Origin of the sequence: Nocardioides kribbensis, from assembly GCF_015070375.1 — a bacterium.
Taxonomy (GTDB): Bacteria; Actinomycetota; Actinomycetes; order Propionibacteriales; family Nocardioidaceae; genus Nocardioides; species Nocardioides kribbensis.
The window spans coordinates 388516-402331 of the sequence record NZ_JADCLL010000002.1; the positions used below are offsets into that span (position 1 = coordinate 388516).

Annotated in this window: 12 protein-coding genes; 10 read left to right on the plus strand and 2 right to left on the minus strand. The window is 71.5% G+C overall.

Features of this window, described 5'->3' with window-relative positions; genetic code table 11:
* Positions 1–135: 135 nt before the first annotated feature.
* The 3 genes from IR170_RS07430 (at position 136) to IR170_RS07440 (ending at position 3154) form a co-directional block, all read left to right on the plus strand.
* Positions 136–1341 (plus strand): ferredoxin reductase, encoded by a 1206-nt coding sequence (locus IR170_RS07430; protein WP_193661854.1) that lies wholly within the window; start codon positions 136–138, stop codon positions 1339–1341.
* 75 nt (positions 1342–1416) lie between these two features.
* The gene (locus IR170_RS07435) at positions 1417–2658 is read left to right on the plus strand and encodes a fatty acid desaturase family protein (protein WP_193661855.1); all 1242 of its coding nucleotides are present in this window, start codon (positions 1417–1419) and stop codon (positions 2656–2658) included.
* 151 nt (positions 2659–2809) lie between these two features.
* Positions 2810–3154, plus strand: coding sequence for a PH domain-containing protein (locus IR170_RS07440; protein ID WP_193661856.1), 345 nt, complete (start codon positions 2810–2812; stop codon positions 3152–3154).
* A 99-nt stretch (positions 3155–3253) separates the two neighbouring features.
* Here IR170_RS07440 and IR170_RS07445 read toward each other — a convergent pair whose 3' ends face one another.
* Entirely contained in the window at positions 3254–4786 is a 1533-nt protein-coding gene (locus tag IR170_RS07445) for an MmgE/PrpD family protein (RefSeq protein WP_193661857.1), read from the minus strand.
* 124 nt (positions 4787–4910) lie between these two features.
* Here IR170_RS07445 and IR170_RS07450 point away from each other — a divergent pair, with 124 nt between their 5' ends.
* Genes IR170_RS07450 through IR170_RS07465 form a run of 4 tightly spaced genes read left to right on the plus strand, consistent with a single transcriptional unit; the run spans position 4911 to position 10055 of the window.
* Positions 4911–6173, plus strand: a complete 1263-nt coding sequence (locus tag IR170_RS07450) for a CaiB/BaiF CoA transferase family protein (RefSeq protein WP_425572635.1) — start codon at positions 4911–4913, stop codon at positions 6171–6173.
* The gene (locus IR170_RS07455) at positions 6170–7114 is read left to right on the plus strand and encodes a cyclase family protein (RefSeq protein ID WP_319804955.1); all 945 of its coding nucleotides are present in this window, start codon (positions 6170–6172) and stop codon (positions 7112–7114) included. Before IR170_RS07450 ends, IR170_RS07455 begins: the two co-directional genes overlap by 4 nt.
* The gene (locus IR170_RS07460) at positions 7111–8550 is read left to right on the plus strand and encodes an MmgE/PrpD family protein (protein ID WP_193661858.1); all 1440 of its coding nucleotides are present in this window, start codon (positions 7111–7113) and stop codon (positions 8548–8550) included. Before IR170_RS07455 ends, IR170_RS07460 begins: the two co-directional genes overlap by 4 nt.
* An 11-nt stretch (positions 8551–8561) precedes the next feature.
* Complete coding sequence (locus IR170_RS07465) at positions 8562–10055, plus strand: dihydroorotase (RefSeq protein ID WP_193661859.1); 1494 nt, start codon at positions 8562–8564, stop codon at positions 10053–10055.
* Positions 10056–10196: 141 nt separating this feature from the next.
* On the opposite strand, the gene IR170_RS07470 is transcribed toward IR170_RS07465, so the two are convergent.
* Complete coding sequence (locus IR170_RS07470) at positions 10197–10625, minus strand: hypothetical protein (protein WP_193661860.1); 429 nt, start codon at positions 10623–10625, stop codon at positions 10197–10199.
* A 781-nt stretch (positions 10626–11406) separates the two neighbouring features.
* Between IR170_RS07470 and IR170_RS07475 the strand changes: the two genes are divergently transcribed.
* From IR170_RS07475 to IR170_RS07485, 3 genes are all read left to right on the plus strand, one after another.
* On the plus strand, positions 11407–11784 hold the full coding sequence (locus tag IR170_RS07475; protein ID WP_193661861.1) for a DUF898 family protein: 378 nt from the start codon (positions 11407–11409) through the stop codon (positions 11782–11784).
* 123 nt (positions 11785–11907) lie between these two features.
* On the plus strand, positions 11908–12522 hold the full coding sequence (locus IR170_RS07480; RefSeq protein ID WP_193661862.1) for a hypothetical protein: 615 nt from the start codon (positions 11908–11910) through the stop codon (positions 12520–12522).
* Positions 12523–12610: 88 nt separating this feature from the next.
* Complete coding sequence (locus IR170_RS07485) at positions 12611–13768, plus strand: PDDEXK family nuclease (protein WP_193661863.1); 1158 nt, start codon at positions 12611–12613, stop codon at positions 13766–13768.
* Positions 13769–13816: the final 48 nt, after the last annotated feature.

A 13816-nucleotide genomic window follows, 5' to 3' on the forward strand; every position in this document is an offset into this window, starting at 1 on the left:
CGACCCTCCCGTCCGACCGCAACCCCGACATGGACGCGGTCGCCGTCACAAGTTGTCACTTGCGAACAAAACAGCCCGATGACTTCACATCACCGGCACAGGACTTTAACGGCCTGGCGTAGGACAGTGGAACCCATGAGCGCCACTGTGTCCACCACCGCCGAGACGACGACCGAGGCCACCGCCCCGGCCGCCGCCGCGACGACGGCGAGCGCCGCCACCACCGCGCCGACCGGCCCGCGCCCGACCACCGGGCGTCCCTCGCTGCGCCAGCGCCTGCGCCGCGTCGCCGAGGCCGCGGTCACGCCGCTGGAGCTCGACGACGTCCTCGACGTCTTCCACCCGCTGCGCAAGGGCGCCGACCTGCGCGCCAAGGTCGTCGCGGTGCAGCCCGAGACCGCGCAGTCGGCCACCATCGTGCTCAAGCCCGGCCGCGACTGGGCCGGCCACGTGCCGGGGCAGTACCTCCGCGTGGGCGTCGACGTCGACGGCGTGCGCCTGTGGCGCACCTACTCGCTGACCCACGGCCCCCGCGTCGACGGCTGCATCTCGATCACCGTCAAGGCGATCCCCGACGGCGTGGTCTCCAACCACCTCGTGCACCACCTCACGCCCGGCCAGATGATCCACCTCGGCCAGGCCGACGGCGACTTCGTGCTGCCCGACCCGCTGCCGACCAAGCTGCTCATGGTCACCGCGGGCTCCGGCATCACCCCGGTCATCGGCATGCTGCGCAACATGTTCTCCCGCGCCACCCCGGTGCGCGCCGACATCGTGCTGCTGCACTCGGCGCTCTCGCGCTCGGAGGTCATCTTCGGCGACGAGCTGCGCCAGTACGCCGCGGAGGGCCGGCTGCGCCTCGTGGAGCTGCACACCGACCGCGACGGCATGCTCGACGTCGCCGACCCCGCCACGGGGCTGGCCGCGCTGGTGCCCGACCTGGCCGAGCGCACGACGTACGCCTGCGGCCCGGTCGGCCTGCTCGACGCCCTCGAGGCCCACCACGGCGAGGCCGGTCTGCCGCTGCACATCGAGCGCTTCCGCACCGCGGTCGTGGCCACCGGCGAGGGCGGCACGCTGAGCTTCACCGGCCCCACCGGCGGCGGCACGGTCGTCGAGGCCGACGGCGCCACCACCATCCTCGACGCCGCCGAGTCGGCGGGCGTGCTGATGCCCAGCGGCTGCCGCATGGGCGTCTGCTTCGGCTGCGTCCTGCCGCTGCGCGAGGGCGCCGTGCGCGACCTGCGCAACGGCGAGCTGACCGTGGCCCAGCCCGGCGACGGCGTCAACATCCAGACCTGCATCAGCGCGGCCGCCGGGCCGTGCGAGATCACCCACTGAGTCGCTCGCCGACTCACCGCGACACCCCCTGACCTGCACCTGATCCACCCGCTCGTCCCACCGAAGGAGCGCACCATGACCGTCATCACCAAGCAGCCCGTCAACCCGACCGCCCACCTCACCCCCGAGGACATCGAGGCCATCGGCGTGGAGCTCGACGCGATCCGTCAGAGCGTGCTCGACGACCGCGGCGCCAGCGACGCGGCCTACATCCGCAAGGTCGTCGACGTGCAGCGCAAGCTCGAGCTGGGCTCGCGCGCGGTGCTGCTGGCCTCGGTCTTCCCGCCGGCCTGGGTCGCCGGCACCGTGGGTCTGTCGATCGCCAAGATCCTGGAGAACATGGAGATCGGCCACAACGTCATGCACGGCCAGTGGGACTGGATGCGCGACCCGAAGATCCACTCCACCACCTGGGAGTGGGACAACGCCTCGACCGCCGAGGGCTGGAAGCACTCGCACAACGAGATCCACCACACCTACACCAACATCGTGGGCAAGGACAACGACCTCGGCTACGGCATCATGCGCGTCGACGAGGACCAGCGCTGGATCCCGATGTACCTCGCGCAGCCGCTGTGGAACTTCATCAACGCCTGCTTCTTCGAGTACGGCATCGCCGCCTACGACCTCGAGCTCGGCAAGAACCTGTCGATCCCGAAGGACAAGCGCAGCGAGACCTTCAAGAAGAACGCCGCCAACACCCTGCGCAAGATCCGCAAGCAGGCCACCAAGGACTACGTGGTCAACCCGGCCCTGGCCCTGCCGACCGGCTCCTTCCTGCCGACCCTGGCCGCCAACTTCACCGCCAACCTCGTGCGCAACGTCTGGTCGCACTCGGTGATCATGTGCGGCCACTTCCCCGAGGGTGTCGAGACCTTCGAGAAGAAGTCGATCCCCGAGAACGAGACCCGCGGCGAGTGGTACCTGCGCCAGATGCTCGGCTCGGCCAACATCTCCGGCTCCAAGGCGATGCACCTGATGACCGGCAACCTGTCGCACCAGATCGAGCACCACCTCTTCCCCGACCTCCCCTCGAACCGCTACGCCGAGGTCGCGCCGAAGGTGAAGGCGCTCTTCGACAAGTACGAGCTGAACTACCACGAGGCCTCGCTGCCGGCCCAGGTCTACTCGGCCTGGCACAAGGTCGTGCGTCTCTCGCTGCCCAACGGCTTCCTCGAGACCACCACGGTCAAGAACGCCCCCGAGCAGCTCAAGACCCTGTGGGCCATGACCACCAAGGGCCCCAAGGTCCGCCGCGCCGCCCAGGCCCGCCTCACCCAGCAGGCCCGCCGCAAGCAGATGACGCAGGCCGCCTGAGCGACGCTCGCCCCGGTGGTCGGGAGCGAGCGCCGGCGAGCGTCCCGACACCACCGCACCAGCCGAGGACCCATCTCACCCCGTCGGGTGAGATGGGTCTTTAGCTTTCCTGGGCACGGTGGGGGCCTCCTTCGACCCCAGGGAGCCACCGATGTCACGCGCGAGCCGCCAGATCACCGAGAACGCCCAGGAGCACCTCGAGCCCGGCGAGCACGTGCAGGGGGCCTTCGCCGGGCAGACCATGGTCCGACTCGAGGCCGCCGACCGCTACCGCACCATCGTGGCGACCGACCGACGGTTGCTGATCTTCGACTCCGGCACGCTATCGCAGACCTCGTGCACCACGCTCATGGCCGAGCTGCCGCGCGAGACCGCCGTCGGGCCCCCGAACGGGCTGCTGTGGCACCGCCTCGACCTGATCGGTGAGGTGCTCCACGTCCACCGGCGCTACTTCTCCGAGGTCGTGGCCATCGACGCCGCGGCGTCGACCACCTGAGGCGCGCGGCCCCGCGTCTTACCGATCGTTGCGACCACTACCTGACCGTCGTGACGCCCGTCCAGAGGTCGCAACGGTCAGTAGGACGCTGCGGCGCGCTCACCCCAGCGGGAGGGCCGCCCAGGCGGTGACGACGTCGTCGGCGTCGACGAGCCGGTCGACGGCGGCGCGCAGGGGAGCGCCGACGCCGGGGCCGAGCAGACCGTCGAGCTTGGCCATCAGGGCAGCGTCGTCGAGCGGGAAGTGGCGGGCGTCGCCGATGGGGTCGGGCTGGGCCAGGGCGAGGGTGCGGCCGTCGCGCAGCGCGACCTCGACCTCGCAGACCCGGCGGGCGGGCAGCCACCGGTCGAGGTCGGCGGAGACCTCGACGTGCACGCGGTCGCTGAAGGCCTCGGCCGCGGCGAAGGCGGGGGTGCCGGGCTCCATCGTCGCGGGCGTCACGGCCCCGCTGACCGCCGCGGTGGCCACGGCGAAGGGCAGCGAGAACATCGCGGCCAGCCGGTTGGCCGGGTGGCGCTGGAGCAGAGGAGCGGCCAGCGAGTGGATCACGACGCGTACGCCGAGCACGTCGTCCGCGTCCCAGCCGCGCGGCGCGCCCGCGCCGCCCGCGGGGCCCGCGCCTGCGGCCGAGCCGGCCGGTGGAGCCCCGCCGGCGGCGGCCCCCGGCGCCGAGCCCCCGCCCGCGGCGGCACGCAGCGCGAGCACGAGGTCGATCGCGGCGTGGGTGTAGGAGCAGGCGGCGTGCTGCTTGAGGTAGCCCTCGGCGGCCAGCCACCGCGGGGCCGCCCCGTCCCCCGACCCGTCGCCCATCCGGTCGTCTGACCGACCGTCCGCTCGGCCGTCCGCCCCGCGGTCGAGCCCGTCGAGCAGCAGGTCGGGCTCGAGTCCGCCGAGCAGGGCGAAGGCGGCCGCGGCGCCGCCGCGGTTGGCGACCAGCCCGGCCCGGGCGAGGTGGGCGGCCGACAGGCCGGCGAGGGCGGCCTGCCCGGCCCACAGGTTGCGGGTGACGTCGCCGGCCAGCACGGCCGACCACGGGGCGACGCCCATCAGCCCGGTGGCGGCGTCGACGGCGGCGGCGACCTGCGCGGTCGTGGCGCCGAGGATGCGGGCGGCGGCGTAGGCCGCGCCGGTGGCGCCCCAGTGGCCGTGGGTGTGCCAGGCGGGGTCACGGCGCACGGCGTGGCCGAAGCGCGCGGCGACCTCGTAGCCCCCGGCGACCGCGGCGAGGAAGTCGCGCCCGCCCACGGGTCGACCGGCCTGCTGCGCGGCGGCGAGCGCGGCGGGCACGACGTGGACGGCCGGGTGGCCGGCGGCGTGCTTGTTGCCCTCGTCGAGCTCCTGGGAGCAGGCGGCGGCCGCGGTGAGCAGCGCCGCGGTCTCCGGGGTGGTGCGCGCGTCGCTGCCCAGCAGCGGGTGCGGGCCCGGCGCCAGCGGCCATGCCGCGAGCAGGGCGCGCAGCTCCGGGGTGCGCAGCCCCGCGGCCGCCACGCCCACCAGGTCGGTGAGCACCACGGGCAGTCGCGCCGCGACCGGGGCGGGCAGGTCGTCGTACGCGACGGTGACCGCGGCGACGAGATCGGCGATGGCGTCGCGGGTGCGTTCCGCCAGTAGGAACGGCTCCGGATCGATCATGCGCCCACCGTAGCCCGCGCTTCGGCTGGCAGGGCGGTAGAAAGCAGCCCCTTCACGGATCGGACCGTTCCGGTTAGAGTGACGTCTCGATCCCGAACGTTTCTTCCAGCGAAACGGATGCTGCGTGTCTGACTCCCACCCCCGCCCCGACGGCGCACCCGCCGTCGACACCGCGGTCGACACTGCCGTCGACGCCACCGACGGACCGCTCGCCGGCCTGCGCGTGCTCGACGTGTCGACGATCCTGGCCGGGCCGCTGTGCTGCCAGATCCTCGGCGACTACGGCGCCGAGGTGATCAAGGTCGAGCACCCCCGCGGCGGCGACAACATGCGCGGCCACGGGCGCAGCAAGGACGGCGTGCCGCTGTGGTGGAAGGAGATCAGCCGCAACAAGCGCACCGTCGCGGTCGACCTCAAGGCCCCCGGCGGCGCCGAGGTGCTGCGCCGGCTGGCCGCGAGCGCCGACGTGCTGGTCGAGAACTTCCGCCCCGGCACCCTCGAGCGCTGGGGCCTGGGCCCCGAGGTGCTCCACGCCGACAACCCCGGCCTGGTCCTCGCGCGGCTCACCGGCTTCGGGCAGAGCGGGCCCTACAGCAGCCGCGCCGGCTTCGGCACCCTGGCCGAGGCGATGAGCGGCTTCGCGGCCGCCACCGGCGAGGCCGACGGCCCGCCCACGCTGCCCGCCTTCGGCCTGGCCGACTCCATCTGCGGCATCGCCGCCTCCTCGGCGGTGCTCATGGCGCTGCGCCACCGCGACCGCACCGGCGAGGGCCAGGTCGTCGACCTCAGCATCCTCGAGCCGATCATGGCCGCGGTCGGCCCGGGCCCGACGGTCTACCAGCAGACCGGCGAGATCGCCCAGCGCCACGGCAACCGCTCCACCAACAACGCCCCCCGCAACACCTACCGCACCTCCGACGACCGCTGGGTCGCGATCTCCACCAGCGCCCAGCGCATCGCCGAGCGGGTCATGGAGCTGGTGGGCCACCCCGAGGTCATCGCCGAGCCGTGGTTCGCCACCGGCGGCGGGCGCGCGGAGCACGTCGACCTGCTCGACGAGCACGTCGGCTCCTGGATCGCCGCGCGCGACCGCGAGACCGTGCTGGCCGCCTTCACCGAGGCCGGCGCCGCGATCGCGCCGGTCTACGACTCCCGCGACCTCACCGAGGACCCCCACGTGCGCGAGACCGGGATGCTGCTCGAGGTCGACGACCCCGACCTCGGCCCCCTGCTCCAGCACAACGTCATGTGGCGCATGAGCGCCACCCCCGGGCGCATCCGCTTCACCGGCCGCGCCCTGGGCCACGACACCGACGCCGTGCTCGGCGAGCTCGGCTACGACGCCGAGGCCATCACCCGACTCAAGGAAGAGGAGGCCGTCCGGTGAGCGACACCCCGACGACCACCCCGCACGCCCCCGCCGACCCCACCGCTGCCAGCACCCCGGCCACGCCGGTCGCCACGCCGGTCGCAGCGCCGGTCGCCGGCGCCGACGACCTGCTCCGCGCCGTGCAGGCCGGGGTCGAGACGATCGACCTGGGCCGCCAGCTGCGCGTGGGCATGCCGCAGTCGCCCAACCACCCGCAGTTCTGGCACACCCTGCCGCGCCGCCACGGCGACATGGTGCGCTCCGACGGCAGCAGCGCCGCCAACGACATGATCACCACCGGCACCCACGTCGGCACCCACATCGACGCGCTGGCCCACGTCTCCTTCGACGGCAAGCTCCACGGCGGCGCCGACGCGGCCGCGGCCTGCATCGGCGGCAAGTACGAGGAGCACGGCGTGCACACCATCGCGCCGATGCTGCGCCGCGGCGTGCTCCTCGACGTCGCGGGCCACCTCGGCCTCACCCACTGCGAGGGCGGCTACGAGATCACCGTCGCCGACCTCGAGGCCACCGCCGAGCGCGCCAGCGTCACCGTCGGCGCGGGCGACGTCGTGCTGATCCGCAGCGGCTGGGGCGCGCGCTTCGCCGAGGGCGCGGCGTACGTCGGGGGCGCCTCGGGCGTGCCGGGGGTCGGGGAGGCCGGCGCCGTGTGGCTGGCCGAGCGCGGAGTGCACGCCGCGGGCGCCGACACCATCGCCTTCGAGCGGCTCGCGCCGGGCGGCGGCCACGCGCTGCTGCCGGCCCACCGGGTGCTGCTGGTCGAGGCGGGCATCTACATCGTCGAGGCGCTCGACCTCGAGGCCCTGGCCGCGGCCGGGTGGGCGGAGTTCACGTTCGTCCTCGTGCCGATGAACATCTTCGGCGCCACCGGCTCCCCGGTGCGCCCCCTCGCGCTGCGCTCGACCCAGCCCCAGAGCCAGAGCGGAGCCGCCTCGTGAGCGACGCGACCCTGGCCCAGCAGCTCGGCGCCTTCGCCGAGGCCACGACCTTCGACGCCCTGCCCGAGGCCGTGGTCGACAGCGTGCGCAAGCGCGTGCTCGACACCGTCGGCATCGCGGTGGCCGCGGCCCCGCTGGAGACCAGCCGCGCGGCCCGCGCCTGGGCGCGCAGCCAGGGCGGCCACGCCGCGGCCTCGGCCGTGGGCGTGCCCGAGGGGCTGCCGGCCGGGCTGGCGGCGTTCGTCAACGGCGTGCTCGCCCACTCCCTCGACTACGACGACACCCACCTGCCCTCGGTGCTGCACCCCAGCGCCACCGTCGTGCCGGTCGCGCTGGCCGCCGCCGAGCGCGCGGGTGCGAGCGGGCAGGAGCTGGTGCGCGCGATCGCGCTGGGCCTGGAGACCTGCGTGCGCCTGGGCATGGCCGGCTACGACGAGGCGGCGAAGAACTCGACCTTCTTCGAGCACGGCCAGCACGCCACCTCCATCTGCGGCGCGATGGGCGGCGCGGTCGCCGCGACCGTCCTGGCCGGAGGCAAGGCCGACGCGGTGGTCGACAGCCTCGGGGTCGCGGCCTCCATGGCCTCGGGCATCATCGAGGCCAACCGCACCGGCGGCACGGTCAAGCGGCTGCACTGCGGCTGGGCCGCCCACGCCGCGGTCTCGGCCGCCGAGCTGGTCTCCTTCGGCCTCACCGGCCCGCCGACGGTGCTGGAGGGCCGCTTCGGCTTCTACCAGGCCTGGCTGCACGGGCGCTTCGACGCCGCCGCGGTCGTCGACGGCCTGGGGGAGACGTGGGCGGTGCCCGACATCTTCTTCAAGCCCTACCCCGCCAACCACTTCACCCACGCCGCGGTCGACGCCGCCGGGCGGCTGCGCGTCCGCGGCGTACGCCCTGACGACGTGGAGCGGCTGGTGCTCGGGGTGCCGGCGCCCAACCTGCGCACGATCGGGGAGCCGATCGAGGTCAAGCGCACCCCGGAGACGGGCTACATGGCGCAGTTCTCCGGACCGTACGCCGTGGCCGTCGGCCTGCTCGGCGGCGCCGGGCTCGGCGCCGGCGTGGAGGACTACACCGACGAGCTGGCCCGCGACCCGCAGCGGCGCGCCCTGATGGCCAAGGTCGACGTGGCGCCCGACCAGCGCTGCACCGACATCTTCCCCACGCAGTTCCCCGCCGTGCTGACCGCCCACCTGGTCGACGGCCGCAAGCTGGTGGAGGAGGTCCTGACCACCCGCGGGGGGCCGCAGCGACCGCTGTCCTTCGAGGAGCTGGCCGCGAAGTTCCGCGCCAACGCCGGCCGCACGCTGGCCGACGACCAGGTCGACGCACTCGCCGAGGCGTGCGCCGCGCTGGAGACCTGCACCGACATCGGCGCGGTGCTCGCGCCGCTGACCTCGGTGGACCCCATGACCACGACCGACAGCACGAAGTGAAGGGTGACCTCATGAGCGACTACGACCTGGTGATCACGAACGCGCGCGTGGTGCGCCCCGGCCACGCCGAGCCCGAGCGGCTCGACGTCGCGGTGAAGGACGGCGTCTTCGCCGCCGTCGAGGCCGGCCTCGACACGACCGGCGCCGAGGTGCTCGACGCGGGCGGCAAGCTGCTCTTCCCCGGCGTCGTCGACGTCCACCAGCACTGGGGCATCTACAACGAGCTGGGCGAGGACGCCGAGAGCGAGAGCCGCGCGTCCGCGCAGGGCGGCGTGACCTCCGGCATCACCTACATCCGCACGGGCGCTTACTACATGAACCGCTCGGGCCCCTACCGCGAGGTCTTCCCCGATGTCCTGGCCGCCACCGACGGCCGGGCCTACGTCGACTACGCCTTCCACGTGGCGCCGATCCTCGAGGAGCACATCGAGGAGATCCCGATGATGATCGAGGACTTCGGGGTGCCGTCGTTCAAGATCTTCATGTTCTACGGCAGCCACGGCCTGCACGGCCGCTCGGCCGACCAGGGCTCGTTCCTCATGCTGCCCGAGGACCAGTCCTACGACCTGGCCCACTTCGAGTTCGTGATGCGCGGCATCCAGCAGGCCCGCAACGACGAGCGCTTCGCCCAGGACCGCGACGCCATCTCGCTCTCGCTGCACTGCGAGACCGCCGAGATCATGCGGGCCTACACCAAGCTGGTGGAGAAGGACGGCACGCTCACCGGCCTGGAGGCCTACAGCGCCTCGCGCCCGCCGCACTCCGAGGGCCTGGCGATCACCATCGCCTCCTACCTCGCCCACGAGACCGAGCTGCCCAACATCAACCTGCTCCACCTCACCTCGCGCAAGGCGATCGAGGCGGCGATGATGATGCAGTCGACCTTCCCCCACATCGACTTCCGCCGCGAGGTCACCGTCGGCCACCTCGTCGCCGACTTCAACACCGCCAACCTGGGCGGCAAGGTCAACCCGCCGCTGCGCTCGCCCGAGGACGTCGACTCGCTGTGGGAGCACCTGCTCGCGGGCCACTTCTCCTGGGTCACCTCCGACCACGCCTGCTGCAAGGAGGAGACGAAGTTCGGCGACCCGAAGGATGACGTGTTCCTGGCCAAGTCGGGCTTCGGCGGCACGGAGTACCTCCTGCCCGCCCTGCTCACCGAGGGCCGCCGCCGGGGCCTGTCCTACGGCGCCGTCGCCGAGCTCACCGCCCGCAACCCCGCCGAGCGCTTCGGCCTGAAGCAGAAGGGCGACCTGGCCGTCGGCAAGGACGCCGACTTCTGCCTCGTCGACGACGACGTCACCTACGAGGTGCACGCCGCCGACTCCCTCTCCACCCAGGAGTACACCCCCTTCGAGGGCTTCGAGCTCACCGCCCGCGTCACCGACACCTACCTGCGAGGCTCCGCCGTGCTCCAGGACGGCGACGTCGTCGGCACCCCCCGCGGCCAGTTCGTCCGCCGCTCCGGGCGGCAGTCGATGGTCGAGCGGCTTCAGGCTCCCTGACTGTCCTCAATAGATTGCAGGCAGTCGATCGATGGGTGCCGGAAGCGAGAGAACCCTTTTCTCGAATGCGTTGGTTGCCTCACGAGATAGTGCCGTGTCTGGAAGCTGACACGGCACTATCGGCACACTCTGGCTGACTCGTCAGAGCGTCTTGACGTAAGCGCTGCAGGGGTCGATGCCGCTCTTGCACCTCAAGCGGTCGGATGCCCCCTCCACGGCCTTGCCGTAGTAGGCCTCCGTACCTTGGGGGTCCCAGCCAGAGATGAACTTCTGACTCCCAGCGGGATTGAACCTTGCCTTCGAGATGGCGCAGCGCTGCGCTTCGTAGCACGTTTTTTCGAAGACGTAATCTTTGCCGTCGATCTCGACCACTCCGGACACGGAGATCCCGTAGAAGACTCGATTACAGTTCACGGCCCAATCGAGCCGGATCTTCCCTCCGCTCTGCTTGATCACCGCGTTGTAGGTGTTGCAACTCAATAGCACGTCGCCCGCTCTCGCCTGTGCTGGAGGCGCAATTGACATCGCTGCGACAAGGGTGACGCAAATGGCGAGGAGAAGTTTTCTCATGGTTCCCCAATCTCGAGTGATAGTTCTCACCCACTTCCCCGAATGGTCCGAACCGAAACGCACTCATCGGTCTGCTACCGCCCTGCGGTCGCGTTTGACCCACGAAAGTCGCATCACTGGTCACCGGCAACGCATTGGTACATCAGCGGCCGTCGGGTGACTGCGAGGGCAGCAGCGCAACGGGACCTGCATCGGGGCCATTGAATGGACGGGAAATTGAGGGCCACAGCAGAACCAGCAAGCAAGCGACCTACTCTCCAAGAGCGGATGCGGTGCTTCCGAGGGGACCTCTCCAACCGTCAACGATGATCCCCCCGTGAAGCCCCTCGCCTGGTGGCTGGTCTCCGCCGCCCTCGTGCTCGTCGGCGTCGTCCTTCTCCTGACGACCCAGGTCGCCCCGCCCGGCTGCGGCTGGTTCGCATACACCCCGCTCAGCCCCCAGGCCGACTGGGCCATGGGCTGGAATGACACTGAAGCTGCCGACGGCGCCTACCTGTCCACCTGGCAGCTCGTCGGCCTTGGCCTGGCCACCTGGGGCTGGTCCTCCTCGCAGGCCGGGTCGGTCACCTCCGCGGCTGTCGGAGGGCCGAGCAGAGCGACGCATAGTCGCCGCCCGGCTGAGGTCGCAGAGAGTTTTGCGAATCCACCGCGCGGCCCCCGCGCGCTAAGTAAAGTCACCGCTCGCGGCGGGAGGCCGCGACAGTTCGTGCCTGGCAGGCGTCGTCCCGTGGGACGCGATCCCACCCCGCCGCCGGCACTTCACACAGGGGATGGCTTTCGCATGTCACGCAACTCTGGGCGTTTCCGCTTCGACGGGGGCGCGGCCACCTACCTGGGCACCGGCCTTCTCGGCGTGCTCATCACCGTCTGCACGTTGGGCATCTGCTACCCGTTCGCCTTGGTCCTCAAGGAGCGGTGGCGGGCCAAGCACTCCTACATCGACGACCGTCGGCTGGTCTTCACCGGCTCCGCCTGGGGTTTGTTCGGCAACTGGATCAAGTGGCTCCTGCTCATCGTGATCACCCTCGGCATCTACCTGCTCTGGGTCGCCCCTCGCATCACCCGATGGAAGTGGGAGCACACCGACTTCGACCCCGCGAGCCAGCCTCGCGGAGCCGCTGCTCAGACGGCGCCGCTCCAGACCGTCATGCGCCCCTGAGCCTGCGTCGTCGCGCTGCACACCCGCATCGAACGAGAGAACAACGTCATGACCGAGCCTCACGGTGTCCCGCTGACCCCCGACCCTGACTCCACGTCGCGTCGGTCTCGCAAGACGCTGTTCGTGTCGATCACAGCCGTGGTGGTGATCCTGCTGGCCGTCGCCCTCAGCACCGTGCTCGTGCTCAACCACCGCGCCGACGTGGCAGCGGCTGAGCGCCAGCAGGCCATCGAGCGGCAGGAGCAGAAGGCGGCTGCAGCACAGGCCGCGGCCGAGGCCGAGGCCGAGCGGGTCGCCGCGGAGGAGGCGGCGGCCGAGCTCGAGGAAGCGCGCGACGTCTACGAATCCTGCCGCTCTCAGCTGGGGCCCTTCCTCAATGCGCTCACCACCGTGGACGCACGGCTCGACGTCGGGCTCAGCCAGTCGGATCTGTCGAGCCTCGTCGGGCGCGCTTCAGTCGCCTACAACCGCATCGACATCGACGAGCTCGGCACCGGGCGGTGCCTGCGCGCGGGCGGCGGACTGGAGACAGCCTTCAACCAGTACGTGAGCACGGTGTCGACGTGGAACGACTGCATCTACGAGCTGTACTGCGACGTCGACGACGACGTCCTGCCCGGCATGCAGCTGAAGTGGCTCAAGGCGTCGAACCAGCTCGACCGCTCCGAGGACATGGTCGAGAGCCTCGACCCGGACGGCTCCGACTACCGCGCCGACGGAGACGACTCCCAGGTCTGAGCCTGCGGAGCGTCAACCCACCGCGGTCCGCCGCCCCACGACGGGCATGCTGGGCACAGGCAGTCACCAACACCGAGGCAGGGACCACGTGCCGATCTTTGAAGTCAGGGACGGCGGGCTGACCAAGCTCGACCAGTCGAGCCTGGGAGCAGAGCACCTCTGGGAGCGCCGCGACCTCCAGGCCTACCTCCGCATGCACCTGCACCAGATCGAGGGCACGAGCGACCTCCTGGTCATCGCCGAGGAGTTCGCCGACTGGGCCGACTCCAAGCGTCGCATCGACCTGCTCGCCGTGGACCGGCGCGGGAACCTCGTCGTCATCGAGCTCAAGCGCGGCAGCACCGGCGAGCACATGGAGCTCCAGGCCGTTCGCTACGCCGCCATGGTCTCCACGCTGACCCTCGACCAGGCCGCGCACGCGTTCGCGCAGTTCCGGTCGACGACCGGCGAGGCGACCACGTCCGACGCCGCGCGCGATCTGATCATCGGGCACATCGACTCCGACCAGCCCGAGGAGGACTTCGGCCGTGACGTCCGCATCGTGCTGGTTTCAGAGGACTTCTCGCTCGAGGTCACCTCGGCGGTGATGTGGCTGAGCGCGAAGGGCGTCGACATCACGGCGATCCGGCTCTCCGTGCACAAGCTCGGCGACCGGGTGCTCCTCGACTTCCTCCAAGTCATCCCGTTCAAGGGCGCGGAGGACTACCAGGTCCGGGTGCGCAACAAGGAGCAGTCGGAGCAGGAGATCCGCCGCAACAAGGTCGACTGGAACGGCGAGTGGTACGTCGCCTACGGGGGTCGACCGTGGGACGAGGCCCGCGACCTCGGCTTCGTGAGCGCCGGCGGGCGGAGCCCGTCAGGTCGCCTCTTCAGTCGCGGCCTGTTCCGCCTCCCGGTGGGCGCCCGCATCTGGGTCCACGCTCCCGGCAAGGGCTACCTCGGAGTCGCCGAGGTCGCGGCCCACCCGGTCCCGTTCGCCGACTTCGAGGTGGTCGTCGACGGCGTGCGTCGCCGCTACTCGGAGGTGACGTCGTTCGACGAGTGGTACGGGCCGGAGCACGGCGACGCCACTGAGCACTTCGTCGCGGTCAGATGGGTGGAGCGGGTCGCGAGGGAGGGCGACGCCTTCAACGAGGCCGGACTGTTCGGCAACCAGAACATCGTCGTGCAGCCACAGGACCCGAAGTGGCTCCACACCGTCGATCGGCTCAAGCAGCGGTTCCCGTCGTGGGACGCGCAGGCGTGACGACGAACAGGGGCCGATGACTCCGCACCCCGCCGCCGGTCGAAGCTC

Coding starts and splice junctions, on each gene's coding strand:
- IR170_RS07430 (WP_193661854.1), top strand. CDS start 136: ATGAGCGCCACTGTGTCCACCACCGCCGAGACGACGACCGAGGCCACC.
- IR170_RS07435 (WP_193661855.1), top strand. CDS start 1,417: ATGACCGTCATCACCAAGCAGCCCGTCAACCCGACCGCCCACCTCACC.
- IR170_RS07440 (WP_193661856.1), top strand. CDS start 2,810: ATGTCACGCGCGAGCCGCCAGATCACCGAGAACGCCCAGGAGCACCTC.
- IR170_RS07445 (WP_193661857.1), bottom strand. CDS start 4,786: ATGATCGATCCGGAGCCGTTCCTACTGGCGGAACGCACCCGCGACGCC.
- IR170_RS07465 (WP_193661859.1), top strand. CDS start 8,562: ATGAGCGACTACGACCTGGTGATCACGAACGCGCGCGTGGTGCGCCCC.
- IR170_RS07470 (WP_193661860.1), bottom strand. CDS start 10,625: ATGAGAAAACTTCTCCTCGCCATTTGCGTCACCCTTGTCGCAGCGATG.
- IR170_RS07475 (WP_193661861.1), top strand. CDS start 11,407: ATGTCACGCAACTCTGGGCGTTTCCGCTTCGACGGGGGCGCGGCCACC.